Here is a 25,178-nt window from a genome sequence, read left to right as displayed (position 1 = left end):
TATAGTATTATGTCGTATATATAATTAAAGAGTTAAAAGTATGAAAATCAGAGTTTATTATGAAGATACCGATACAGGTGGAGTTGTTTACCACTCAAACTATTTAAATTTTTGTGAAAGAGCCAGAAGCGATGCTTTTTTTAAAAAAGATATGACACCAGTTTTGCAAAACGGACATTTTGTTGCCAGAAAATTAGAAGCTGATTATGTTACGAGTGCTAAACTTGGAGATATACTAGATATTACAACTGAACTTACTCAAATGAAGGCTGCATCGTTTATACTTTGTCAAACGATATATAGAGATAATAAAAAAATATTCAGCTTGTCTATTACCTTGGCTTACATTACTTTTGAAGGGAAACCCCAAAAAATAGATGTAGATACGAATGATCTTATTCTGTCACTCTTCGATGTTTGATACTATAGAAGAATGTTTTATAAACCTGTACATGGAAGGATTTAAAAGTTCTATAGGGTAAATCATCTGGTTGTCTTCTACTTTTATTTTATATTCTCTATCTTCTCTTGTTGCAAGATTAAAAAAATAGTCTATTCCAACAGTAGTGGTATAGTTAATCCAATCATAAACTATATCATTACCCAAAAGAGAGTTTGTCTCTATTAGAATATTGTTGTTTTGAGTTATAGAGTTTGCAATTATCATGTTTTTTCTATCTTCGTACTGCGTCATTGACAGGATCAGAGGGTCGTAGTTTATTTGTGTAGATAAAATATTTGTCGCATTCGTATCATAAAGTGTAAGTTGAGACATAATCATACCTGTTTTGACAATGGGCGTATTTACAAAGAAAGAACCTTTTATAATGTTTTCATTCTCTTTTAGTTGAGTTTCCAAGTTTGTAGTTCTTTTTGGGATTGAAAATTTTACTACACTCTTGTTCGCATCCAGGATTTTAGCGTCAATCTCTTCTTTGCTTAGATTTTGGTCTATTCCTTCATAAATAAACTTTTCTTCTTCGTATAGACTTAGTTTTTTACCTATAGTTGATTGATCATAGAATATTACAAGAGGAGAAACTGCCTCTTTTAAAAGTAAATCACTTTGTGCTTGGTAATCAATGCCGCCATATATCAGATAAGATGAAGTAGAAGTTATATCTCTTTTGTTTATTGTAGGAAAAAAAATGTTCATATCTGGATTTATTTCCCCAATAGCATTTGCACCTTTTTGTGTCAGAGGAGCTATTATATAATTAAAGCCGTCTTGAGATATTTTATTTAGGGTTTTTTGAATATCTTCAATACTTTCACTTTCTATTTTATAACTCTTTAATTCAAAAGAATGATTTTTAGCTATTAAATATGCAAATGAAGCATTTGTCGTAGATGAAGCATATCTGCCTATTACCTTATAGGGAAGAAGAAGAGCAATACGAAGTTTTTTAGTCAGTATCGATGAACCGAGGTTTAAGATTGATATACTCATCATTCTTACTTCATCTTGCTCTTTGTTATCCAGTTTTGAATCTGCATGAGCTAAAAAAGAAAAGATCATATCATTGTCAAGATATTCTTGCATACAACTTTCGTTACATGGGTAGGGATCTAAATTTTGTATATATGTTTTTGGAAGAGGTATATTTGATATAAGATAACTCTGTGCAAACACCATAACAGGGAAAATAAAAGTTAGTAGATATAATTTTTTCATAAGCAACTCTTTATAGTTTTTAAATCATTTAAAGCGATTTTTTTTAATTCAGGGTTTCTCAGTAAAAACTGAGGGTGATAAATAGGAATAAGTTTGTACTTTTTGAAGTCTATCACATGTCCTCTTACACTTTGGAAATCTCTATCTTCATTTGTCAATTTAAAGTATGCTTCTTCACCCAGTGTGACAATAACTTTTGGTTTTACAAATTCAATTTGAGAAAAAAGATAAGATTTACAGGAGTCCCATTCAGAGGCAGAAGGTATGTTTGAATTTAATGGTTTGCATTTTACGGCATGTGTAAAGTATACATCTTCAGTTTTTAGTCCGATGACTTTTTCAATCATGTTTGTTAAACTTTCACCGCTTCTGCCTACATAATACGAATTGCTGCTGTCTTCATTCATTGAAACACTAAAGTCGACAATCATAAGTTGTGCATTTGTATTTCCATAGCCGCTCATGCTTTGTTGCCTTGATTTACTAAGATCGCAGAGATGGCAAGTTGAAATATTTTGAGCAAGCTCATTTAATGTTTTGGGTGCTTCATGAGTGTTTTTTTCATTTACATAAAAAGGGTCAATATAATCAAAACCAATGGACTTTAAGCGGTAAAGATTTTGAAGAAGAACTAGATTCTGAAAAGACTTCACTTGAGCACCTATGACTTATGTTTTTGTGAGTATAGTTAAAGTGTGGTTGATTTGGGCTTAAAGTTTTGCAAGTTATTTGCAACAAATCAAGGAAAATAGCACCTCTATAAACCTATTTTCTTAATCATTTTGCAGTTTAATTGCTAAAAAGTGGTACAAAAACGGTACAAAAAAAAGTGCAACAAATTTTATAAAATAATTTATCTATATCTATCATCTTTCAAAAGAATCCTAAATAAAATTTATTACAGTATAATATTGTTAATTATCATTGGAGAAAACATGAATACAGCTACAATTATATTTAACATATTTGTTATATTGACTTTTAGCATAAATTTAAATGCGTCAGAAAAAGAGTTTAAGTGTGACGGCAGACAATACTGTTCTCAAATGACCTCTTGCGAAGAAGCTAAGTTCTTTTTGGAAAACTGCCCTAATCCTAAGATGGATGGAAATCATGATGGTGTCCCTTGTGAGAGACAACACTGTAATAAAGAACATAAAAAGAAGACTGATTAATGCTAAATTTACTTATTTATTTTTTTTAAAGAGATGGCTTTAAATACTGGAAATTCTAAATTAACATAATAAAAACTACAAAAGACTATAAACAAGGACTTTGTAGCTCTATCAAAACCTTTCAACTTCTTCATTATTATTCATTTTTGGGCACAGTTTGGGCACACAAAACACAAACATACAATTATTTTATTAAGTAATATATAATCACTTTTTTTCAGCTGCTACATATTATTTTATATCAATTATTAACAATTAATCTTATACTGATAAAAAAAAAGCTAAACTGCTAGTTAATTAATTTATAATATCCAAAATTTAAACAAGGTGTGTTAGATGAAGATAAATATATTACATTTTTCAGATTTACATTATGATAGCAAGAATAAGACTAAAATGGAAACTTTAAAAACTAAGATGATTGATAGTTTACAAAAAAGTGACCCTGTTGACCTTGTTGTATTTTCTGGAGATTTAGTACAAAAACCATCTGTAGATGAGTTGAATAATGCATATACAGAATTTATTGAACCTTTGCTCCTATCATTAAATCTTACGGTTAATGAATGTTTTTTCACCATAGGTAATCATGAAGTATTTTTGGATAAAAGAGATGATATAACTTTTTCTGGATTAAGAGATTATGTAATAGATAAGAATGATAAAAAAACTATTGCAGCACTACAAAATGAAGAAAGAGAGTTAAAAGAATTTGTTGATTATAAGGAATTCATAGATTCACTAAAACAAGATACAGTGATAAAAAATCATACTTTATACACCATATATAAAAAAACAGTCCATGGAATTACTTTTGGATGTATTTCATTAAATTCAAGTATATTTATGGAAGGTAGTAAACATGATTTTACAAACTTATGGTTGATACCTGATATGCTTGATGGTTTAGCAAAAGAAATAAGAGATTGCGATATTAAGACATTAAATATACACCATTCATTAAGATGGTTTAAAAATCACAATGAAATAGAAAAAATTATGTTAGACAGATTTAACATAGTATTTTATGGACATGAACATGAACATGATGGTAAGCATATAATGGATATACATAATAGAGATATTTTGAGTTTACATGCATCATCACTTTTTCATGAAAAAAATGAGAGAGATGGTTATTGTTGTTATTTATACGATAGTGATAATAGTGAATTGATAATCAAAAAAAATGAATTTAATAAAAAACAAATTATATTTGAAGAATTCCAAGAAAATATAATCAATAATATAGACTTAATGAAAAAGGCACCAAATACAGTTAGAAATCAACATATATGTGCAGTAATTTATCCAGTTTTACAAAATCATGTGAACCAATATTTATCTATAAATCTTACTTCTGAAAATAATAAAAAATGCCTTGAAGATATTTTTGTGCATCCTATTATAGTTGAGATTGAAGATGTGGAAAACGAAGGGAAGCAAGAAGAAAAGGAAGAAACACAAGTTTTATTAGAAGATGTTATTAAATCTGAGGAAAACACCCTCTTCTTGGGAAAAGGAGAAAGTGGGAAAACTACTATTTTAAACATGCTAAATCTAATGCACCTTAAAAGTCATACTGGACATATACCAATTTATATTTCTGGTAATGAATTAAATAATGAAAATAGTATTGCACTGTTTAAAGCTAAGATAAGCGATTATTTAGGTAATTTTTACGGGGATACTAAACTTAGACTAGAAGACATGATTAATCAGAAAAGATTTGTTTTTTTAATAGATGACATAGACAAATTATCAGATGAATTAGTTAGCAAGATAATAGCACTCGATAATATTATATTTGCTACGTTTACTACTAAAGAATATGATAATTTTGAAGATAATATATTGAATTTTAGCAAAGAAAGCAACTTATACAATGTATTCAATAGACTTAAAATAAAACCTTTACGAGCTAAAGAAAGTAAAAGACTAACAGAAAATATTGTCATGGATGATAAATCAAGTAGTATAGCAACAAGAGTTACTAAAACTATATCTAAGTTAAGCTTACCTTCAAATCCATTTATTACTACATTATTAGCGTGGATGTATATGGAAAAAATTGAAATACGGGAAAATGAACCTCAAATAATAGATGTCTTTCTAGATTATCTTTTAGAAAAATCAGATTTATCAAAAAGGTTTGAAGGTAAATTTGATTTTGATGATAAGAAAAATTTATTATCTTTTATAGCCTATAAATTTTTTACTGAAGAAAGTCTAGCTATTAAAGAAGATAAAATCATGGAATCAATTATTTCCTATTCTTCAAAGTATTATGCATTTAATATTGATGCTACAGATATTTTAAATTACTTTTATGAAAGAAAAATTATTACAAAGAATAATGGGTTAGTACAATTTTCATATAGGGTTTTTTATTATTACTTTATTGCTTTATATATGAAACAAAATGAAATATTTTATGAAACAGTGACATCAGATAAAAAATATATTATAAACATGATTAACGAACTAAGATATTATGCTGCACTAAATAAAAATGATAAAAAAATACTGGATACAATTATTAGTTATTTAGGTGATGCAAAATTTTTAAATAAAATAATTTCATTACCTGCTTTAGAACTCTTAACTAAAGAAAAAAGTCACCCAAGCAAAATAGATAATATAAATATTACCCATGATGAAGATGAAGATGAAGATGAAAATTCTGTTACATCAAGTCATGATAAAAAAATCACAGATAGAATGGACAACATAAAAACAGAAATTCAGGAAAGAAAATCTGAAGATTATAATAAAAATAAAATATTAATAACATGTATAGATAGAAATTATAGGGAAGAATTTTTTGCTCTTAACTTAGTTTTAGCAGAATTTGTCAAGAATTTAAGTGTTGTAAAAATTGAGGAAAAACAAGATTATTTATTATATGTTATAGATAACTATGTGAATATTTTTAGATATTGGGAAAAAACATTATCAGACAAAGAAGTAATAAAAAAATTTTTAAATATTACATTAAAAGATGATACTATCAGTATTGACGATGATGAACTAGAAACTTTGAAAACACATATGCTAAATAGAGTTTTGGCAACGATAGCTCAAATTGTAGAGATGAGCTTAGCTACTCCAAAAATGACAAATTTATATGTTGAAGGAATTAGAAGTCAAAGAGATGTATATAGTTATTTCTTTAATATGATGTTGAACTTTGAAGTGGGCGAAGAATATATTATAGAAAATTTTGAACACTTTATTAGAATTAATAAAAATAAAACATTGTTTAAACTAATGTTTAATAAACTTTTACATAGTTATGTTCATAAAATAAATGATAGTGAAATGAAAAAATCGATAAAAAAACTTTTGATTAAATTGCAAAGCACAATACATAATGTAACACTAGATAAAAAAGGTAAAAATATGCGTAAGTTACAAGAAAGTGTTGAGCATAGAATTAAAATCATGCAATTATTAGCTTAATAAAAAAACTGTTATGACTTATTAAGTAAGTATTTTTGCATATATAAATGACACAACAATTAATTGAATACCTCCTTAAACTAAAGAAGTCTGGTTACACAGATAAAGAACTTATTCCACTAATAAGTAAAACTTTTTCAGAATATACAAAAGAAGACATAGCAGAAGAAAATATTAATGCTATTTTAAATCCACTTATAGAAGTTCATTCCACTCGAGAACTAAAAGAAAATGATAATATAGAAAATATTTTAAACAATACAATCCATAAGTATTTTGATAAAACTGAGGAAAACTATACTATAGTTAAAAATCATTTATTAAAGTTATCTCTATATGACAAAGTAATTGAACGTGATAATATTGAATACTTTTACTTAATAGATATGTTACTTACTAATTACCTCTTACACTTTAGTGCTCTAGAAGAATTTGATAGTTTAAAAAAACAAAATGACACTGATATATCTGGAGTTGCTTTATCAAGCAGTACTACAGCAAAAGCAATAATTTCAAAAGAACATAATGCTATAAAAACGGCATTAAAATCAATGCCAAATAATGAAGAACTAAAATTTAGAAATAAAGTATATACAGAGTACCTAAGAAATCCTCACTCTGCAAGTAAATCATTACATGTGGTCAAATTGTTAGGCGGTATTAAATCATTATCACAAGAAGAAAATGAATATATTTTAAATGCTGTAAAAGTTCTTAATAGTGCCTTTCCATTTGAAAAAAAAGAGATATACAAAAGTGCAAATTTATTAATAGTAATACTTTTTAGAAAAGACAGCATGTGGATTAAAGAACTAAAACCTAAAAATATGATTTCAAATAATATACTTATAGAAATCAATGAAGTCTTAATGGAAAATGTTTTTAAAACAAAAAACAAATTAAAGAAAGACAATATTTCTCAATCTATTCAAGTAAGAACAGACTATGACCTAACACATATATATGAGTTTAAAAATGCCTCTAATGATAAGATACATCCGATGTTTGAAGATACAGAATATAATAAAGAGTACTTCGATGAACTAACAGAATATTTTAAGAAAAAAATTCCTCTAAAATCGGATGACATCTAAAAACAAACCTCCTATAATTTCCTCAGTTAATTAACAAATAAACAAAAACAACCAATCGATTGGTTAATCAAATCAAAGGATTAACCTATGTTAAAACTAAGTGCAGTGTTGTTAAACACATATAAATCAGATGAGTACATTAATAAAGATAGTGGAACAACTACACCTTCTAAGAATCGTTTTCAAATGCTAATAAAAAAGCCAATGAGAAATGGAACTATGAAGCAAGAACTACATGACCTAACCGTGAAAGATGAAGTATATAACAAATACAAAGATTCAATAGGAAAAACTATTGAAATAGATGTTGGATACTTCGGTCAAAATATAACCTTCTTCGGTATCTAGTACTGAACTGTAACGAGCTTGAATATCTGTCGGATAGAGGCGCCTAAGCCACTAGAGACAGAAATGAAAGCCGTTACCAATCACATAAACAATCAAGAATAATAAATAGTCCCGTTGATATAGCTTAGAGATAAGAGGCTCCATGTTTATATGGAGAATATCTCTAAGATTTATCAATTAAATATCGATAAGGGGGTTCTAGTAACACCCCCTGACGTAAGTCATAAAGGAAAACTAAATATGAAAGATATGAGAGTAAAACTAATACCTCATGTATCAGGTATAGACGCACTGTATTACTTCGCTCAAAGTGGTGGCAACTACGATAACTACTATATGAATATCATAGACCAGATAGAAGATAAAAAAGCAGAGTTCACAGCTCTTGATTATGCTTATGCAGATAATGACATTATCATAACTCTAAACGATATAGATGTGAAATATAGCGGTATGGGTAGAGACGGCTTTTTATGGTTTAACCATGAGTTCTTTAGAGTTGGATTTAAAGATTCTGAGAAGTCTCAGAACATTCATAATATCAGAGTTCAACTAAATGCTATTGGAATATATACACTGGGTATAAAATCTTTAGTAGAGTATATCAACACACAACTACTAAAAGGTTCACTACTAAGTACAAACTACTTTCCAGTAACTAGAATAGATGTGAATATGTTCGTACAACATAACTTTAACTATCTTCGTAAAGAGATGATACTCTCTAAAAAGAAAACTCATAGTGCTAATATTGGCGAGCGTTCAACTGGTTATGAACTAGAAACTTATTATGTAGGTAAGAAACCGTTTTTACTTAGAATCTATAATAAGTTAAATGAGTTGGAGAATGGTTCTGAAATTAAAAAAGAGTTAATGCACAACTACTTTTTAATAAATGGATTGGATACTAGAAAACCTATCTTTAACGTAGAGTTTGAGTATCATAGAGAGTTTTTGAAACAGTACAACATAGATACTATAGAAGACGCACTAGAGCGTTCTCAAAGTTTATTTGAACTAGGATGTGATTTAGTAAAACTACTTGATATATCATCTTTAACAGAAACACAGATAAACTCATCTAATCGAAAACGTGCAGATATATTACCAGTATGGCAATATATATCAACTCACTATGATAATAAAGAGTTTATGCAGATAACTACTCCTATGGAGAAGATAGAGAGAATCTCTTATAGATACTCACTAGAAGACGCCAGAAAACCCATTAAGAGACAAATAACAAGATTACTACTTCATGGTAATGCTCCAACGCTCTTTTACTTCTATGAGCTACTTCAAAACGCTAAAGAAGATTATGAACTAAGAGAAAATATAAAACAAGTTTATAAAGAAGAAAAACCAACATTCAAAGATGATTTAAAATCATATTCAAATGAAGGATTACAGAACTTTGAAAAGAAACTCTCTAAAGAGATAATGGGCATAGATATTGAAGATAAGCAGTATGATGAACTGCTACGAACTTACAATGAAGTGCATGATGAGCTTGTAGAACGTGGGCTTGTTGAGTTTCCGTTTTAGGAGTTAAAGATGAATACTCAAGCTTTTGAAAATTTAGAGTTGATACCAGAGCTTTTAACTAAAATAGGTTTAGTAGCTGAGAGGATGGCTAAATTAGCACCACCAATCACTAGTAAAAAAGAAGTTGCAAGGTTTTTAAATAAGTCAGAGAGGACTGTTAATAACTACATAGAGCAAGGTTTATTAAAAGAGGGTTATCACTTCTATAGAAAAAATGGTAAAATATTAGTGTTTATAGAGGACGCTATTTTAGAGTTTCGTGATAAGCGAGACAAAGGAATAGTAAGGTGAAAAAGTTAAGATTTAAAAACCGTAATGGTATTTTATATTTTGGAATAGGTGATAAATTAATATCATCTAAACTCAAATTTACAAGGGTAAATAAAAATATCATTATTGGCAAGTTCAGAGATGGCAAACTAAATGAAGAGTTAGGCATAGGTATAAATGAAGGAATACCTATGATAAGTGATTTATTGGATGATGTTATGCAGAGCAAGATAGCATTTATAAAACATAAAACTTTTCTTGCTTACAAAGCTACTTTGAAGCATAGTATTTTGCCATATTTTGAAGATACACCAGTAAGTAGTGTTAAACCAATAGCTATAAAAAAATGGCATGATGTCCTTATAGCAAAAGGTTTAAAGAGGCAGTCAATATCAACTGCCCGAGTTCTTTTAAAAGAAGCATTTAATCTTGCAATCATGAGTGAATATATGGAGACTAATCCAGTTATTATGGTTCAACTTCCAAGAATGAAAAGGACAAAGAAAAAGCAAAAACCTTTTACCTTGGATGAGATAGATTTAATTCTAGATAATTGCCCTAATAAACAAGTGAAAAATTTTCTTGGTATATCATTTTTTACGGGAATGAGGTCGGGAGAAGTTTTAGCATTGGAGTGGAATGATATTGATTTTGAGACAGATACTATATCAATCACAAAAACAATTGCACAAGGAACAATAAATACTCCAAAGACGTATTCAAGTTACAGAGATATTGAAATGCTACCAAGTGCTAGAAGATTTTTTAAGAGTCAACAACTTCAAACAGGAATAAAAAATAGTTATCTTTTTTTTAATACAAAAGGTAATTATTATGGAAGTACTTTAGCTCTGTATAAAAACTATAAAAGTATTTTGACTAAGTTAAATCTTGAACATAGAACACTACATAACACTAGACATACATTTGCAAGTATGATGTTGAATAATGGAATTGACCCAATGTGGGTTTCAAATACTTTAGGACATGAAAATCTAGATATCACTCTTAAAGTATATGCTCACTTTATGCCAAAAAAAGAAAAGATGATTATAGACTTTTTAGATAAGAGGTATAAAAATGGTACCGATAACCATTAATATTTAAAATATCAGTCAAAAAAACGGTACAAAAACGGTACAAAAAAACCCACAAACATCGTGAACTTCGATGGTATATTTAAAGTGTGGTTAAAATCTACTTTAGAATACTTTTATGGTAGAATTGTGCCACCAAAAAAGGATGATTATTACATGCTGAAAAAAAATGATTCATTACATATTAACAATTTTACATTGACTTCATCCACGGAAGTTACAGGCATAGTTAGAAACATTTTAGAGATACACAATAAAAATATTTTAATACATATTTCTTCTTTTATGCACAATACGGTTCTTGTTCAGAGTTTGAAACTTGAACTTGAAAAAAAACTTCCGGATGCTAAGATCGTTATGTTTAAACATGATGATAAATCTCACACTTCAGTTGTAGTTTATGACTTAGATAGAAAAATAGATAAAAAAGATATAAGTGATGAGATTTTAAGAGAGACTCAACTAAAAGACAGAATTAAAACAGACGACCTTAAAGATTGTAAAAAACAACTCCTAAATAGGTACTTTACCGATCATTTAACAAGTTTTCCAAATCTATATCAACTCAGAAAAGATTTACTTGACAATGAAAACTTTAGCTTAATCACCATAGCAATAGATAATTTTGTTACTATCAACAACTTTTATGGTTTCATGGTCGGTGACTATATAATAGAGCAAGTAGGCAAATATCTGATAGAAAATTTTGATGAGAAAATATATAGAGTCTCAGGAACTGAATTTACAATTTATTTAGAAGATTATTTAGATTTTTATGAGTTAAAAGAGTATTTAACAAAGCTTTATGAAAAAGTGAAAAATGTAACTGTTTTATATCAGGATAATGAGATAAGTGTTAGTGTGACATTGGCATCGTGTGTAAATTCCAATCAGGAAAATTTATTTTCCAAAGTATCGATGGCACTAAAATATGCAAAAGATCATAGATTGCCTTTTTGGATATACGAAGATAGAATGGGATTTGAGAATGAGTATGAAAAAAACTTAAATATTTCAAATGTAGTCAGGCATGCTGTAGAAAAATCTAAAATAATCCCATACTTTCAACCAATCATAGATAATAAAACATTGAAAATCAACAAATACGAGTGCTTGGCAAGACTCTTGGATGAGAATGATAATGTTATATCTCCAACACTATTTATTCCTATATCAAAACGTATTAAAGTCTATGATTTTGTTACAAAAATTATTATAGAAAAATCATTTGAAATTTTTGAGACCAATAATTATGAGTTTTGCATAAATCTTTCAATGGAAGATATTATAAACAGTGAGATGTTTAACTTTATTTTACAAAAACTAAAATCAAGCAGCGCCTCGAATAGAGTTATATTTGAAATAGTAGAGTCAGAGGCAATTAAAGATTTTGAAAAGATTGCACGTTTTATAAATGAGATAAAGAGACATGGAGCGAAAATTGCAATTGATGACTTTGGAGATGGGTATTCAAACTTTTCTTATCTAATAAAGATGAATGTAGATTTTTTAAAGATAGACGGCTCTCTTATAAAAGATATAGATACAGATAAAAATTCCTATCTGGTTGTAGAGACAATAGTTGATTTTGCAAATAAACTAGGGATTAAAACAATTGCTGAGTTTGTCCACTCAAGCACGGTCATGGATAAAGTCAAAGAGATGGGAATAGATTATTCCCAAGGTTATCACATAGATAAGCCGTCTCTTAGTATAGAATAAAAAGATTAGTATTTTTAGTCTTACTCTGTTACTTCTACAGAAACAGGAGTACCTTCCCAAATACCGTGTTTAGTACAGTAACCGTGGGCAACAAGGTTTAGTTTTTTACCAGTCGGAATAATTGTAAAAGTTGTAGTGTTGTGAGCTTTAGTATTTCCTAAAGTTCCTGGGACATAAGAAGCACCCGCTAATTTAGTCTCACCGTTGAAAAGAGTTACAGATTCGATATAGTGATCAAAATCATCTGGATGAGTATACTCGCTACCCATTTTTACAGTTACTTCAAACGGCTCTCCTGCTTTGGCTGTTTCAGCGCAGTGAATAAACGGAGAATGACGGTCAATTAAGTCTTTTTTTGCTTCTCTTTCTACAGTATCTATATCAACATATTTGTTAATCTTTGGCATATGGATTCCTTTTGTTTTTTAATTTATAGTGATATTGTAACTTCATAATCATTTACTAAAACATAAATAAGAGTTTATTTGTCTTATTTAAGAAAAATTTTATAAATGCCTATAAAGTCTTAGCGCCGCAGAAGATTCTATTGTTTCCTTTGTCTATGGCATAAACAATCTGATATCTGCTATTTGCTATGTTATTGTGAATGTCACTAGAGAATTTTATGGTGATATTTTCACCGTTAATGGATGTGTTATTTATATTTTTATCCATAAAATAAAATGCTACACCGCTGTCATTAGCGTCAAAAAGATAAGCTTCTTCACTAAAACTATTAGATTGAACCAAACATTTTTCTGGAGGAGAGATTATACTTCTATCTACATCTCTTTTATTTAGTACTGCTTGAAAACCATCACTAAGCGCTTTTAGTTTTGTACTCTCATTCATAATCTCTATAATTGTCTCATCTAATATTTTTGAGTTGTTAAGTGAAGCATTAGAATATTCACCAATACTGTTTAAGCCGTTAAAAACTGATTTTAATTGTTCTAACTGTATGTCAAATTTCTTTTGAAAGTTGTTTATTGAGTCAATTGTTGTGTGAAGAGTAGCCTCAATAGAATTAAAATTATTCTCAAGATGCTCAGATTTTTCTCTTAGTTCCGAGAAGATGTCTTTAGTGGCCTCAGTATCGCTTGTAACGTCACCTATACTTTGTTCAATAGAACTTATAACACCTTTTATCTCATTTGCACTGTTTTGTGATTTTTCAGCCAGCTTTCTTACTTCATCGGCAACTACGGCAAATCCACGACCATGCTCTCCTGCGCGAGCTGCTTCGATTGCAGCATTGAGAGCAAGTAGGTTTGTCTGCTCTGCAATATCTGAAATAGCACCGATAGCACTAGATACTTCTTCTGAGAGAGTTCTAAGTCCCTCAACAGAATCTACGGTTTTCTCAATTGATTGATAAACTTTATCTGTACTTTCCATGTTTGAAGTTAACATCTCTTTACCGTCGTCTACACTGCGGATAGATTTTTGAGAGTCATCTTTTAAAGTTTTCATATTCTCTAACAGTTCTTCATTAGAATGGCTGACGCTGTTTATAAACTCTATTGATTTATTTACAACATTGTTTTGTTCTTCGACCATTTTTGAGTTATCATCAACTTTTACGGTCGCATAAGAAGCATTGAATGTGATGTCTTTAGACTGTTGCACAACATTTTGAATAACAGGTTGAAGACTGTCTGCAGTCTTTTTAAGGTGTCTTATAATTCTGTCAAATTCATTTTTTGTAGAATCATTCGGAGTCAACTCTCCCTCAAGTTCTTTGTCTAAAACAAAATTACCGTTTTCAATTTTAAAAATTACATCAAGCACTCTTTTAACTCTTTTGGTTATTTCATAATGAAAAAACAGCTGAATTACAATAAGAACCAGTGCAATGTTTAAAAACCAGTTTAAGCCCATTAAAAACACATTGTCCTGTAAAACTGCATTATAATCTACAAGGTCGATTTTTACATCTTCTACAGCAATGATATTTCCCGGTGTCCAAGTTGGATGACACATCTTACATCTTTCTTCAGCGACGATAGGGCGGGCTAGTATGTAGTAGTCTTTATTGTTTTCTACAACAAATTTTTCTTTTTGTTTAACGTCTCTGTTATTTGAAAAGTAGTCTATCATGGTTTCTTCATAATCAACGGCTTTGTTTCTCTCAAGCATTGGCGTTTTGGAAGCTTGTTTAAAGAAAACTTTTCCTTCTGATATATCTGTAAATCTTTTAAAAACTTCATTTTGGATTACTTGCGGGATTTCAGGAGATTCTCCGCTGAAAAACTTCTCATTTCTGCTTTCAAGCAATACACCCGCAAAGTTAAGTATAGACTCTGCCTTTGTTCTTAGGTTTTTGGTATACTCATTTTTGTTTTCATTATAAAGTTTGGAATAAGCTGCCGTAGTCACTACAACAATGGTTATAAAAATGATTAGTGAAAAAGCTGTACTAATCTTGAATTTTCTAAGAAATTTTAGCATGGTTACCTTATGTGATGTTTTTTTTTGGTGCGAATAGTACATGAATAATGCTTTGATTCTAATAAAAGAATATAGTCAAGAAATGACTACATTCTTTTTGAAATACACTTGCGTAATAAAAGAACTCTTTAACCAAAAAGTAGATAAAATCGCGCTAATTTAATTAAAGAGTACAAATATGTTAAAACCGTTATTGATTGAGATAGGTGTTGAAGAACTTCCGGCTGTTCCACTTTTAAAAGAGTTAAGTAATATTGAGAAAAAATATGTCGATATTTTAGAGACGAACTCACTTTTGGGTGAGTTTGAATTTTACTATACTCCTCGTCGTCTGGTTATTTGGCATAGGGAGTTTAAGACTCATCAGCCTGACAGTGTAGAAGAGTTCTTCGGTGCGCCTATTGCCGTTGCATATAAAGATGGTGAGCCGACACCTGCCGCGATGGGTTTTGCCAAGAAATGCGGTGTTTCACTTGATGAGATTTCTACAGGTACTAAAGGCGGTAAAGAAGTTCTTTACTACAAAAAATATGTAAAAGGTAAAGAGTCTGCCGAACTTTTATCCGAGATTATAAACACATGGATTAACTCACTTGATTTTGGCAAGTCTATGAGATGGGGAAGTGCTCACGAAAGCTTTATCAGACCTATCCGCTGGGTAAACGTACTTTTGGATGACGAGCTTGTAGATGTGGAACTTTTTGGTGTTAAATCTAAAAAAGAGACTTTTGTTCATCGCATCTCTAACTTTGACTCTGTTGGCATCTCTGGTGCTAAAGAGTACTTTGATGTTTTAAAAGAGGGCGGAGTTACACTTTTTCAGGAACAAAGAAGAGAAGATATTTTAGCAAACTTTGCATCTTTAGAAAAATATAATGGAATCAATATAGAAGTAGATGCTGATTTGCTTGATGAAGTCGTAGCTATTACTGAACATCCTACAGCACTTCTTGGCACATTCGATGAAGAGTTTTTAAGACTTCCTCCTGAAGTTATCATCACTTCTATGAAAGAGCATCAGAGATATTTCCCTGTATTTAAAGGCGGCAAGCTTGTCAATAAATTTGTTGTGGTCTCAAACGCGCTTACGGATGATTTTTCCAAAGTGATTGAAGGAAATGAGAGAGTTCTTCGTCCTCGTTTGGCTGATGGACTTTTCTTTTATGACAATGACTTAAAACGCGGATTGAGTACAGACGGTCTTGAAAAAGCAGCATTTTTCAAAGGTCTTGGAAGTGTAAAAGACAAGATAACAAGAGAAGCAAAAATAGCTCAGAGACTTTTTGATTTGTATAAACCAAATGCTAAAAAAGAAGATTTAGACAGAGCTGTTAGTTTGGCTAAAGCGGATTTGACAAGTGAGATGGTCTATGAGTTTACAGAACTTCAAGGTCTTATGGGTGCTTACTATGCGCTAGAGCAGGGTGAAACAGAAGAAGTAGCAACTTGTATAAGAGAGCAGTATCTTCCCGATGGTGAAGAGAGTGATTTGCCATCGACTCCAATGAGTGCAATAGTCGCTATGAGTATAAAACTAGACACTCTTTTAGCGCTTTTTAGTGTAAATCAGATACCGACAGGTTCACGTGATCCGTTTGCACTTCGCCGTGCCGTAAACGGTCTTATCAGAATCACTTCAGAATATGATATGAAGTTTGACATAGTTGAGACTATGAAAGAGTTGGCATCTGAATATGCTGAGATAGATATGCAAAAGTTAGAGAGCTTTTTCCTGGAGCGTGTTAAACAGTTCTATAAGGTAAACCCTTCTATAGTCGAAGCTGTTTTAGCATCAGGAGAGAGAGAAATAGTCGCTATCGGCAAAAAGATATCTGCTCTTGATTCAATAGCAAACGCAGAAGGTTTCAGTGAGTCTTTTTCAACATTTAAACGTGTTGCAAACATCACTAAAGATATCGACCTTTCTCAGGATATGAGTGTAGATGCAAAACTGTTTGAAGATAAATCAGAAGAGACCCTTTTTGAAGCATATAAGAGTGTATCTGTAAAAACATATGACTCTTATGAAGAAGAGCTGGACGCACTTCTAGGTCTTAAACCTGAACTTGATAAGTTCTTTGAAGATGTAATGGTAAACGCAGAAGATGAAGCCGTAAAAAACAACAGAAAAGCTTTAGTAGCATCTATTTATAAAAGCATTTTAAATATTGCAGACATCAAAGAAGTCAGTGTTTAATCTAGTAGACTTCAACTACGTCAACGAAAAAGATAGGAGACTCACAGAGCTTTTCCTGTCTCCAAAAACTCCCGTAAAAAAATATATTCTCGGTATAAACTCCCTTACAAAAGCACTCTTAAAACATGTAGAAGTGGATGGTATAATAGATGATTTTACCAGAGTTCAACGCTCTCGTAAAAAAGATGTACTCAGCATCTATGAAGTCCCAAAAGACTCTATAATTCTATCTGTTTCAACAGGTAGTCCATTAGAAGTAAAGAATACTCTAGATGCCAATGGTTATACCAACTTTAACTACCTGTCATTTTTCAGATACTCAAAACTGGACTTGAGTGCACCTCCGTTCATGCTTGACTTTGAAGATGATTTTAAAAAACACCAGAAGGAATATGCCTACCTGTATGACTTGCTTGAAGATGAAGAGTCAAAAGAGGTATTTACAAAAGTGATAAACTTTAAGATTTCATTTGACTTGGACTTTATGCAGGGCTTTACAAATAACCATGACGGACAATACTTTGATAAAGAGATAATACCTGAGATAAGAAACATATGTTTTTTAGACGGCGGTGCATATGTCGGTGATACAATTCCTCAGATAATAAAAAAATTTCCGGATTACAAAAAGATTTATGCAGTCGAGCCAAATGAGTTGCACATAAATATAGCCAAAAGAGATTTTGCAGATATAAAGAATATAGAATTTATAAACTGCGGCTTGGGTTTTTGTGAAGAATTAAACACTGCAAACCAAGATGAGCCTCAAAATAATTGTGACCATAACTATCAGGCAACTAATATAAACACTATTGACAATATAGTAAAAGATAAAGTTGACTTTATAAAGCTGGACATAGAAGGTGCAGAACAAGATGCTATAGATGGTGCAAAAGAGACCATAAAGAAGTATAAGCCTGTTTTGGCTGTTTGCATCTATCATAAAGCAGAAGACTGGTATAAGATACCTCAAAAGGTATTGGCTATCGAGAGTGATTATAAGGTTTATCTGCGACATTATATGGAAGGTATATTTGAGAGTGTCCTTTACTTTATACCAAAGAAGCCAACAGATGTATGATCTGGCAATTGTCGGTGCAGGCATTAACGGCGCAAGTGTAGCTCATGAGTTTGCCAAAGCAGGTAAAAGGGTAATTATCTTTGATATGGATGGAATTGCAAGCGGCGGTAGTGGTGCCGCTGGTGCTTTTATAGCTCCAAAGTTCTCTAAAGGCGGAGAGTTAAAAGAGCTTCTTCATAATGCCTTTGTCTACAGTATGGAGTTTTATGAGAAGAATTTCCCAAAACTTTTTACAAAAACCGAGCTTTTACATATCGCAAAAGATGAAGAGTCATCAGAGATATTAAAGCAATATAAACAAAATACATCATTAGAATTAAAAGAGCCGTCACAGAGCTTTTTAAGTACTCTATCAGAGCATGCAAGAGAGTATGAGCATATTTGTATAGATGCAGGAGTTGTTAACGCACAGGCTATGTGTAAAGCCATGTGTAAGAGTGCAAAGTATGTAGAGCAAAAAGTTGAAACTCTTGTCTATGATGAAGGTTTGTGGATTATAAACGATACATACAGTGCCAAAAGTGTTCTTTTAGCTACAGGTGCGTATGAGTCTGTTATAAAAGAGCCGTATGTAAAACTGCGCGGTGTGTGGGGACATCGTATAGATATAAAAACTTCAACTGACAATCCTTACTCTCTTCATCAAAATGTATCAATATCTCCTAGTTCTAGCGGTGAACTTGCTATCGGAGCCACGCATAACGTTCACTATCATCCGCAGAGTGCATCCGAGCCTTATGATTTGCAAAAGGCCAGAGCGGAGTTACTTGAAAAAGCAGGTATGACTATGAAACTGGGTAATGTTGATGTTATAAGAGATTTTACAGGACTGCGTTCAGGTTCGTTTGATTATATGCCTCTTATAGGAAAAATTGTTCTATCCAAAGAGACACTGGCTTCTAAGGATATTTGTTTTAAAACAAAAAAGCCAAATTATGATGAATACACATATTATCCGAATCTTTACATAATTAACGGTAATGGCGGTTATGGCTTTGTTTTAGCACCTTATTTGGCGAAGATGCTTAGTGAACATATATTAAACGGTAAAAAAATAAACGAGAAGCTTAGTCCTGCAAGGCTCTTTGCAAGATGGGCTAGGAAGCTGGTTTAAGAGAGTTTTTGTATAGTCGGAGGATTTGTTCTAAAAGCATCTTTAAAGCTGTTTGCTCTTTTTTCTTTTGCCTTACCTGTTGCTAATGGTGAGAGAAAGTAAGCGGTTTCAAGTGCTTCATCTGCATCGCAGTTATTATCATGCATAAATACTACTGTTTTATCCAATTTTTGAACATGTTCTGAAAGTGCCCTTGCATACGCAATAATGGCTTTATGGTGTCTGTCATATTTATGACCGCATCCAAAAAATACAAACTTTCCGCTCAGTCTGATGTTTGGTATGTCAAGATAGTTTAACTGCTTATCATATCTGGTAAGCTGGTTGGAAGTAAATTTGTCTAAATCCGCATCAAACTCTTCTAGAATTGGCGTAGGTTCGATGTTTTCTCTGTTTAGATTAAATAAGTATTTTATCTCTATAAGTTTGCCTTTATATTCATGTTTTAACCCGGCATTTAGTACATAACTCATAGCATCTTCATTTAAAGGAACAAATTCATCATATTTATCAAAACCTTCATTTTGTAAAAATCGGCTAAGTTTGTAACCAACGGGACTTGTCTCAGGGTTATATAAAAATATTGTCCCGGCTACCGTCTTTCTTTTTTTCTTGAGCATATTTTCTAAATCATCTATCGTGATTTTGTCATCATCGCTCTCGTTTAGGTAGATATAATGTTCTACCAAATAGTCCATATCAAAGTTTGTCGAAAATTTTCCAAATATCTGCATATATAATAATCCTGTAATAATTATTGGAATTGTACTATAATTCTCGACATGATTTATATAGCGTTTTTGTTTTTTACATTTTTAATAATAATATTTGCTTTATATAAGTGGCAATATTTTGTAATTTTTTCTCCCGTATATTATCGTGATGGAGAATTGAATGAGAATTGTGAGATTTTAAGCATAACGACTGATGATGGAATCGAACTCGAAGGTGTTGCGTATGAACCTCAAGATGCAAAAAACACTATTTTGTTTTTTGGTGGGAAAGAACATGACAGTGTAGGTCTGATAAACAGGCTGGCATCTCGGTTTGAAAACAGCAGAATCATAACATTTAATTATCGCTCTTACGGAAGAAGCGCTGGTGTTATAAATGAGAAAAATATTTTAGAAGATGCAAAAAAAATAGCTGAGATAGTTCAAAAGAACTACGGTGATTTTTATATTTTAGGTTTTTCTATTGGGGCAAGTGTCGCTGCATCCGTTGCAACTTCGCATAAAAGTTTGGGACTCTTTTTAGTAGGAGCTTTTGATTCAATAGCATCTATAGCAAAGGCTAAGTATAGGGTAGTTCCGTCTTGGCTGATTAGATATAAGTTTGATAATATTGAATTTGTTAAGGATATAAAAGCACCTATATATATCTTTTCAAGCAAAAGGGATGAGTTGATTTCCATACAAAATAGTAGAAATCTAAAAAATAGTATAAAAAACTTGGTTTATTATAAAGAGTTTGAATATTTAACACATAAAGAATTACTTTGGAACTCCGAAGTAAGCAATAAGATAAATGGAGTGTTATTATAATGGAATTTGGATTTATGTTAAAGAAGTTTATAACTTTTTTTATTGAACCGTATGGAATGGTTTTTTCACTTTTTATAATTTGGTTTATTTTTTCAAAAATGAAAAAGAAGAGATTATCAAAGATTTTTTTATCTCTGGCTTTTGGATTATTGTTCTTGTTTTCTTATCCTCCGTTTGCAAACTTTTTAATTTCAAATCTTGAAAATCAATATCCAAAATACGACTATAAGTACGAAGTAAAATATATACATGTTCTGGGAAGTGGACATAATGGTGATGAATCACAACCTCTTTCTTCTAAAATTGGCGATGGAGGAATTAAAAGAGTATTGGAAGGGATAATAATTCACAGACATACTAAAGGCTCAAAGTTAATATTTACAGGTTATGGTGGTGAAGAAGATATCTCGACAGCAAAGATGAATGCAAAACTTGCTATTGCTCTTGGTGTTAAGGAAGAAGATATTATTCTTGGAGAAGATGCAAAAGATACACAAGAAGAAGCATACTTTACAAAAAAATTAGTAGGTAATGAAAGTTTTGTTTTAGTGACAAGTGCAAGTCACATACCAAGGTCAATGAAGCTCTTTAAATCTTTGGGTCTTAAACCAATAGCAGCTCCAACTGCTTTTTATAAAGATAAATTTAGAGGTTTTTTAAGATTTCCTACTATGGGTTCATTTAAAAAATCTGAACTTGCGATGCATGAATACTGGGGTATTTTATGGAGTAAGCTTAGGGGTTAAATGAGAAGCTAAAGCAGCTTTCTCATCAACTCTATGTGATAACTTTCCTGATAGTTTATAAAATCAAAAAACTTCGATAGTTCCTCATCTTTTATAGCATCACTTAACTCTTTGCACATAACTTTTGCAGCTTCTTCTTCTGCTATTCCATCTATAACAAATTGTTTTAAATCTTTTATGACATAAGTCGTCTCATGAACTTCTCGTGGAAGTGCTAAGATACCTAATTTTGCCATCATGTCTCCAAAAGATTTTAGGTGAAAATGTGATTCATCTATTAAATCTTGAAAGACATTGTATTGAGTAATATCTTCTGTCCTTGCCTGCATATATGCATAAACTAGTATAAGCTCATACTCTTTGTATGATTCTTCAAATAAAAATAGTGTAAGTGCGTCTATCTGGTCTTGCTCAAGGTTTTTATCCAACCATTCTCTTTTCATATTAAAGGCAGTGACAGGTTTGTTTTTTGATTCGCTTCTAAGAACCTGCGCAAGATATTCAAGAAGATAAGTATCGTCAGTCTTGATTCTATCTGCAAGGATGCCTTTACCGTAAACACTTTGGATGCTCTCAACCTCTTTTACTAAAGCTTCTAAGATATCAAAAACATTATCTTTTTTGTAAAGCATCATATCTCTATCGTAGTTGTAATTATCTGCATTAGAAAGAATATCCGCAGCTAACCATTTCATATGCCTAAATGCTATTTGAGAAAAGTCATAGAGTCTAGATTTAATCTCTTCATCATTAATCGCAAAAGAAGCGAACGTTATGCTTAGCCATAACTCATGTTTTTTCTGATAAACCTTATTCATTGTCTTCTCCTTTTCATATTTTTTATATATTTTTGTTAATCTAATGGTAACTAAAATAATAGTAGAATTCCATTATATTTTTTTACACACAAAGAGAGTTCACCTATATGTTTTTAAAACTTCCCAAACTTTTAAGATTTTTACTGATTTTTATTCCTTCTTTGACGCTGCTTTATGTTCTTCTACGCGTTGCTTTTTATATAACTTTTAATGATCCGACATCTCCTCTTATCATGGGTGACTTTATAAAGTCTATGTGGCTTGGCTTTAGATTTGATCTTAGGATGGTAGTGCTTATGGTTTTACCGTTTTTTTTCCTTGGCGGTATTAAGTGGTTAAGTCCTTTTAAGCAAAACTTTTTTAGATACTTCTGGTTGGTTTACCTTAGTGCTGTATTTGCTTTTTATCTTATGTTTTATGTTTTTGATTTTGGACATTATTCTTATTTAAGCACAAGACTTGATTTTACCGCTCTAAGATTTTTGGAAAACCTTGATATCTCAACAGAAATGGTTTGGGAGAGTTATCCTGTTGTATGGATATCTATAGGTATTGCCTTCACAAGTATTACTTTTATCTATCTTACACACAAACTTTTTGTTCGTGTCTCAGAGCAAGAAGATGCAAACATAAGCATAAAGAAAGGAGTGATATTTGGTTTTGTCTCATTTTTTATATTGCTAGTAGGAGGATATAGCAAGTTTTCCCAGTATCCGCTTCGCTGGAGCGATGCTGCATTTTCAAAACATCCATTTGCTACACAACTAACTTACAATCCGATACATTACTTCTTTGATACTTGGAAAAACGGAAGAGTCTCTTATGATAAAAAAGAAGTAAAAAAGTACTATTCTCTTATAGCTGATTATGTTGGTGTGAAAAATAAAGATGCAAAGAATTTGAATTATCATAGAAACATAACTCCCAAGCATCCTGTAGGAAACAAACCAAATATTGTTATAGTCATCTTAGAATCTTTTGCATCTTACAAGTCTAGCGTATCGGGAAATCCTTTAGACCCATCACCTCATATGGCAGAGTTGGCTAAAAATGGCTACTTCTTTAAAAACTACTTTACACCATCAACGGGAACAGCTCGTTCTATATATACTACCGTTACAAGCTTGCCTGATGTAGAGTTAAAGGGGACTTCAAGTCGTAATCCTCTGATTGTAAATCAGCATAGTATTGCACAGGACTTTAAAGGCTATACAAAGTCTTACTTCATTGGCGGTTCAGCTTCGTGGGGAAATATACGCGGTATGCTAAACCAATCACTAGATGGTTTAAAACTTTTTGAAGAAGATGACTATTCATCCTCACGCACTGATGTCTGGGGTATTTCAGATATAGATCTTTTTCGTGAAGCCAATAAAGTTCTTTTAACTATGAAAGAGCCATTTTTATCAGTTATTCAGACTTCAGGAAATCACAGACCATATACAATTCCTGATAATAGTTATGGTTATGAGCCAAGAACTGACATAAGTGAAGAAGAGGCAACTAAGTATGGTTTTCACTCTGTAAAAGAGTATAATTCATTTAGGTTTATGGATTACTCAGTTGGTTATTTTATGGAGTTGGCCCGCAAAAGTAACTATTATAAAAATACAATTTTTATATTTTGGGGTGACCATGGCATTGACGGAAGTACGGGAGAACATACATATGTTGGAGAAAGCAGTTCAAACCTTAGCTTAGGATCTCACAGAGTTCCTTTTGTTATTTATTCACCGCTTATAAAAGAGCCAAAAGTCTTTGAAAAAGTCATAAGTGAAGTAGACGCACTTCCAACTATAGCATCTATGGCAAATATCTCATATACTGCTACAACATTGGGACGTGATGCTTTTGATGAGTCATACGACGATAAAAGGTATGCTTTTACAATTCAGCACAATTCAAACCCTATGCTTGGTCTTGTTGGAGAGAAGTATTACTTTAAAACTAGAGCAGACGGTACGGGTTGGGGATTATATGATATGCAAAGCAAAACTCCTCTAAAAGATCATTCAAGTGAAAACAAAGAACTTACTCAGAAGATGAAAGATCTTACTTTTGGGATTTATGAGACTGCCAAGTATATTCCATACTTTAACAAGCAAGAAGATGCTAAGTAATTAGTACTTAATACGGGCTAAGTAAAGCCCGTTGCTAGGCGCTGGTTTTACTTTGTATCTCTTTTTACACTCTAGTTGTTCTTGCAACTCTTTTGCGTCTAGTTTTAAAAGTGCTCCAACCATAAGACGGATCTGACTTCTTAAAAAGCCGTTTGCCTCAAAATTTAACACAATGTAGCCTTTGTATCTGTAAGCAAAGGCTTTGTAAACCTCTCTTACACTGCTTTTTGTGTCACTGCCTGTTTTCATAAAGTTGACAAAGTCATGTTCTCCGATGTAGAGTTTTATATTTTTTTGGATTGATTCAAAATCAACCGAGTCTAAAAATGTAACAAAGCCATCTTCGAAAGGGTTACTTTTTGATTCTTTGATGATATATCTATATACTCTTTTTTTAGCGCTGTATCTCGCGTGAAATTCTGCGTCCACTCCTTTAACGGCTATTATTTGGATGCTTGGAGGCAGCATCTCATTTGCGACTCTTTTTAGTTTTGCCAGATCATCCCAAAACTCAGGAAGATCGACATGACAAACCTGACCGGTTGCATGGACACCTTTGTCTGTTCGCCCTGATGCCACAATCTTATAATTTATACCAAGTTGTGATAATACTTTTTCAAGATTTCCTAAAATAGTATTAGCTGAATTTTTTTGTGATTGTGAGCCTAAGAAGTCTGTACCATTGTAAGCGAGTATTAAAGCACAACGCATCCTAACTC

22 protein-coding genes are annotated in these 25,178 nt (G+C 31.5%); 15 read left to right on the top strand and 7 right to left on the bottom strand.

Going from position 1 to position 25,178, the window contains the following annotated elements; translation table 11 throughout:
* The first annotated feature begins 40 nt into the window (after positions 1 to 40).
* Positions 41 to 421, top strand: a complete 381-nt coding sequence (locus tag ABYK18_RS04775) for a YbgC/FadM family acyl-CoA thioesterase (protein ID WP_373035511.1) — start codon at positions 41 to 43, stop codon at positions 419 to 421.
* Here ABYK18_RS04775 and ABYK18_RS04770 read toward each other — a convergent pair.
* Both ABYK18_RS04770 and ABYK18_RS04765 read right to left on the bottom strand, forming a co-directional pair.
* Positions 404 to 1,675 (bottom strand): hypothetical protein, encoded by a 1,272-nt coding sequence (locus tag ABYK18_RS04770; RefSeq protein ID WP_373035510.1) that lies wholly within the window; start codon positions 1,673 to 1,675, stop codon positions 404 to 406. The two genes, ABYK18_RS04775 and ABYK18_RS04770, sit on opposite strands and share 18 nt — an antisense overlap.
* A complete protein-coding gene (locus tag ABYK18_RS04765) occupies positions 1,672 to 2,328 on the bottom strand; it encodes a uracil-DNA glycosylase (RefSeq protein WP_373035509.1) in 657 nt (218 codons plus the stop codon). Before ABYK18_RS04765 ends, ABYK18_RS04770 begins: the two co-directional genes overlap by 4 nt.
* Positions 2,329 to 2,610: 282 nt before the next feature.
* On the opposite strand from ABYK18_RS04765, the gene ABYK18_RS04760 reads away from it, so the two are divergent.
* The 8 genes from ABYK18_RS04760 (at position 2,611) to ABYK18_RS04725 (ending at position 12,388) form a co-directional block, all read left to right on the top strand.
* Positions 2,611 to 2,850 carry an excalibur calcium-binding domain-containing protein gene (locus tag ABYK18_RS04760; protein ID WP_373035508.1) on the top strand — a complete coding sequence of 80 codons (240 nt, stop codon included), beginning with the start codon at positions 2,611 to 2,613 and terminating at the stop codon, positions 2,848 to 2,850.
* A gap of 336 nt (positions 2,851 to 3,186) precedes the next feature.
* Positions 3,187 to 6,312 (top strand): metallophosphoesterase, encoded by a 3,126-nt coding sequence (locus tag ABYK18_RS04755; protein ID WP_373035507.1) that lies wholly within the window; start codon positions 3,187 to 3,189, stop codon positions 6,310 to 6,312.
* Between the two features lie 47 nt (positions 6,313 to 6,359).
* Positions 6,360 to 7,406 carry a hypothetical protein gene (locus ABYK18_RS04750; protein WP_373035506.1) on the top strand — a complete coding sequence of 349 codons (1,047 nt, stop codon included), beginning with the start codon at positions 6,360 to 6,362 and terminating at the stop codon, positions 7,404 to 7,406.
* 87 nt (positions 7,407 to 7,493) lie between these two features.
* On the top strand, positions 7,494 to 7,754 hold the full coding sequence (locus ABYK18_RS04745) for a hypothetical protein (RefSeq protein WP_373035505.1): 261 nt from the start codon (positions 7,494 to 7,496) through the stop codon (positions 7,752 to 7,754).
* A 240-nt stretch (positions 7,755 to 7,994) separates the two neighbouring features.
* Positions 7,995 to 9,299, top strand: a complete 1,305-nt coding sequence (locus ABYK18_RS04740) for a hypothetical protein (protein WP_373035504.1) — start codon at positions 7,995 to 7,997, stop codon at positions 9,297 to 9,299.
* A gap of 9 nt (positions 9,300 to 9,308) precedes the next feature.
* Positions 9,309 to 9,590 (top strand): helix-turn-helix domain-containing protein, encoded by a 282-nt coding sequence (locus ABYK18_RS04735; RefSeq protein ID WP_373035503.1) that lies wholly within the window; start codon positions 9,309 to 9,311, stop codon positions 9,588 to 9,590.
* On the top strand, positions 9,587 to 10,669 hold the full coding sequence (locus ABYK18_RS04730) for a tyrosine-type recombinase/integrase (RefSeq protein ID WP_373035502.1): 1,083 nt from the start codon (positions 9,587 to 9,589) through the stop codon (positions 10,667 to 10,669). The genes ABYK18_RS04735 and ABYK18_RS04730 overlap by 4 nt, the downstream gene beginning before the upstream one ends.
* A 153-nt stretch (positions 10,670 to 10,822) precedes the next feature.
* Entirely contained in the window at positions 10,823 to 12,388 is a 1,566-nt protein-coding gene (locus ABYK18_RS04725) for an EAL domain-containing protein (RefSeq protein WP_373035501.1), read from the top strand.
* Positions 12,389 to 12,408: 20 nt separating this feature from the next.
* On the opposite strand, the gene ABYK18_RS04720 is transcribed toward ABYK18_RS04725, so the two are convergent.
* On the bottom strand, positions 12,409 to 12,795 hold the full coding sequence (locus ABYK18_RS04720) for a class II SORL domain-containing protein (RefSeq protein WP_373035500.1): 387 nt from the start codon (positions 12,793 to 12,795) through the stop codon (positions 12,409 to 12,411).
* Between the two features lie 109 nt (positions 12,796 to 12,904).
* Complete coding sequence (locus tag ABYK18_RS04715; protein WP_373035499.1) at positions 12,905 to 14,881, bottom strand: methyl-accepting chemotaxis protein; 1,977 nt, start codon at positions 14,879 to 14,881, stop codon at positions 12,905 to 12,907.
* Between the two features lie 136 nt (positions 14,882 to 15,017).
* On the opposite strand from ABYK18_RS04715, the gene glyS reads away from it, so the two are divergent.
* Genes glyS through ABYK18_RS04700 form a run of 3 tightly spaced genes read left to right on the top strand, consistent with a single transcriptional unit; the run spans position 15,018 to position 19,231 of the window.
* Positions 15,018 to 17,036, top strand: a complete 2,019-nt coding sequence (gene glyS, locus ABYK18_RS04710) for a glycine--tRNA ligase subunit beta (protein WP_373035498.1) — start codon at positions 15,018 to 15,020, stop codon at positions 17,034 to 17,036.
* Positions 17,029 to 18,117: an FkbM family methyltransferase gene (locus tag ABYK18_RS04705; protein ID WP_373035497.1), complete on the top strand. Its 1,089-nt coding sequence runs from the start codon at positions 17,029 to 17,031 to the stop codon at positions 18,115 to 18,117. The genes glyS and ABYK18_RS04705 overlap by 8 nt, the downstream gene beginning before the upstream one ends.
* Complete coding sequence (locus ABYK18_RS04700; protein ID WP_373035496.1) at positions 18,110 to 19,231, top strand: NAD(P)/FAD-dependent oxidoreductase; 1,122 nt, start codon at positions 18,110 to 18,112, stop codon at positions 19,229 to 19,231. The genes ABYK18_RS04705 and ABYK18_RS04700 overlap by 8 nt, the downstream gene beginning before the upstream one ends.
* Here ABYK18_RS04700 and ABYK18_RS04695 read toward each other — a convergent pair.
* The gene (locus tag ABYK18_RS04695; protein ID WP_373035495.1) at positions 19,228 to 19,965 is read right to left on the bottom strand and encodes a hypothetical protein; all 738 of its coding nucleotides are present in this window, start codon (positions 19,963 to 19,965) and stop codon (positions 19,228 to 19,230) included. The two genes, ABYK18_RS04700 and ABYK18_RS04695, sit on opposite strands and share 4 nt — an antisense overlap.
* A gap of 156 nt (positions 19,966 to 20,121) precedes the next feature.
* Here ABYK18_RS04695 and ABYK18_RS04690 point away from each other — a divergent pair, with 156 nt between their 5' ends.
* A complete protein-coding gene (locus ABYK18_RS04690; RefSeq protein ID WP_373035494.1) occupies positions 20,122 to 20,775 on the top strand; it encodes an alpha/beta hydrolase family protein in 654 nt (217 codons plus the stop codon).
* On the top strand, positions 20,775 to 21,521 hold the full coding sequence (locus ABYK18_RS04685; protein ID WP_373035493.1) for an ElyC/SanA/YdcF family protein: 747 nt from the start codon (positions 20,775 to 20,777) through the stop codon (positions 21,519 to 21,521). Before ABYK18_RS04690 ends, ABYK18_RS04685 begins: the two co-directional genes overlap by 1 nt.
* 8 nt (positions 21,522 to 21,529) lie before the next feature.
* Here ABYK18_RS04685 and ABYK18_RS04680 read toward each other — a convergent pair whose 3' ends face one another.
* Complete coding sequence (locus ABYK18_RS04680; protein WP_373035492.1) at positions 21,530 to 22,339, bottom strand: iron-binding protein; 810 nt, start codon at positions 22,337 to 22,339, stop codon at positions 21,530 to 21,532.
* 107 nt (positions 22,340 to 22,446) lie between these two features.
* On the opposite strand from ABYK18_RS04680, the gene ABYK18_RS04675 reads away from it, so the two are divergent.
* The gene (locus ABYK18_RS04675) at positions 22,447 to 24,459 is read left to right on the top strand and encodes an LTA synthase family protein (RefSeq protein WP_373035491.1); all 2,013 of its coding nucleotides are present in this window, start codon (positions 22,447 to 22,449) and stop codon (positions 24,457 to 24,459) included.
* On the opposite strand, the gene truA is transcribed toward ABYK18_RS04675, so the two are convergent.
* Positions 24,460 to 25,170, bottom strand: a complete 711-nt coding sequence (truA, locus tag ABYK18_RS04670; RefSeq protein ID WP_373035490.1) for a tRNA pseudouridine(38-40) synthase TruA — start codon at positions 25,168 to 25,170, stop codon at positions 24,460 to 24,462.
* Positions 25,171 to 25,178 lie beyond the last annotated feature (8 nt).

This window comes from Sulfurimonas sp. (genome assembly GCF_041563495.1).
GTDB lineage: Bacteria > Campylobacterota > Campylobacteria > Campylobacterales > Sulfurimonadaceae > Sulfurimonas.
This window is presented reverse-complemented; position numbering and strand designations above follow the sequence as displayed.

Coding starts and splice junctions, on each gene's coding strand:
- ABYK18_RS04775 (WP_373035511.1), top strand. CDS start 41: ATGAAAATCAGAGTTTATTATGAAGATACCGATACAGGTGGAGTTGTT.
- ABYK18_RS04770 (WP_373035510.1), bottom strand. CDS start 1,675: ATGAAAAAATTATATCTACTAACTTTTATTTTCCCTGTTATGGTGTTT.
- ABYK18_RS04760 (WP_373035508.1), top strand. CDS start 2,611: ATGAATACAGCTACAATTATATTTAACATATTTGTTATATTGACTTTT.
- ABYK18_RS04755 (WP_373035507.1), top strand. CDS start 3,187: ATGAAGATAAATATATTACATTTTTCAGATTTACATTATGATAGCAAG.
- ABYK18_RS04750 (WP_373035506.1), top strand. CDS start 6,360: ATGACACAACAATTAATTGAATACCTCCTTAAACTAAAGAAGTCTGGT.
- ABYK18_RS04745 (WP_373035505.1), top strand. CDS start 7,494: ATGTTAAAACTAAGTGCAGTGTTGTTAAACACATATAAATCAGATGAG.
- ABYK18_RS04740 (WP_373035504.1), top strand. CDS start 7,995: ATGAAAGATATGAGAGTAAAACTAATACCTCATGTATCAGGTATAGAC.
- ABYK18_RS04735 (WP_373035503.1), top strand. CDS start 9,309: ATGAATACTCAAGCTTTTGAAAATTTAGAGTTGATACCAGAGCTTTTA.
- ABYK18_RS04725 (WP_373035501.1), top strand. CDS start 10,823: ATGCTGAAAAAAAATGATTCATTACATATTAACAATTTTACATTGACT.
- ABYK18_RS04720 (WP_373035500.1), bottom strand. CDS start 12,795: ATGCCAAAGATTAACAAATATGTTGATATAGATACTGTAGAAAGAGAA.
- ABYK18_RS04715 (WP_373035499.1), bottom strand. CDS start 14,881: ATGTACTATTCGCACCAAAAAAAAACATCACATAAGGTAACCATGCTA.
- glyS (WP_373035498.1), top strand. CDS start 15,018: ATGTTAAAACCGTTATTGATTGAGATAGGTGTTGAAGAACTTCCGGCT.
- ABYK18_RS04700 (WP_373035496.1), top strand. CDS start 18,110: ATGTATGATCTGGCAATTGTCGGTGCAGGCATTAACGGCGCAAGTGTA.
- ABYK18_RS04695 (WP_373035495.1), bottom strand. CDS start 19,965: ATGCAGATATTTGGAAAATTTTCGACAAACTTTGATATGGACTATTTG.
- ABYK18_RS04685 (WP_373035493.1), top strand. CDS start 20,775: ATGGAATTTGGATTTATGTTAAAGAAGTTTATAACTTTTTTTATTGAA.
- ABYK18_RS04680 (WP_373035492.1), bottom strand. CDS start 22,339: ATGAATAAGGTTTATCAGAAAAAACATGAGTTATGGCTAAGCATAACG.
- ABYK18_RS04675 (WP_373035491.1), top strand. CDS start 22,447: ATGTTTTTAAAACTTCCCAAACTTTTAAGATTTTTACTGATTTTTATT.
- truA (WP_373035490.1), bottom strand. CDS start 25,170: ATGCGTTGTGCTTTAATACTCGCTTACAATGGTACAGACTTCTTAGGC.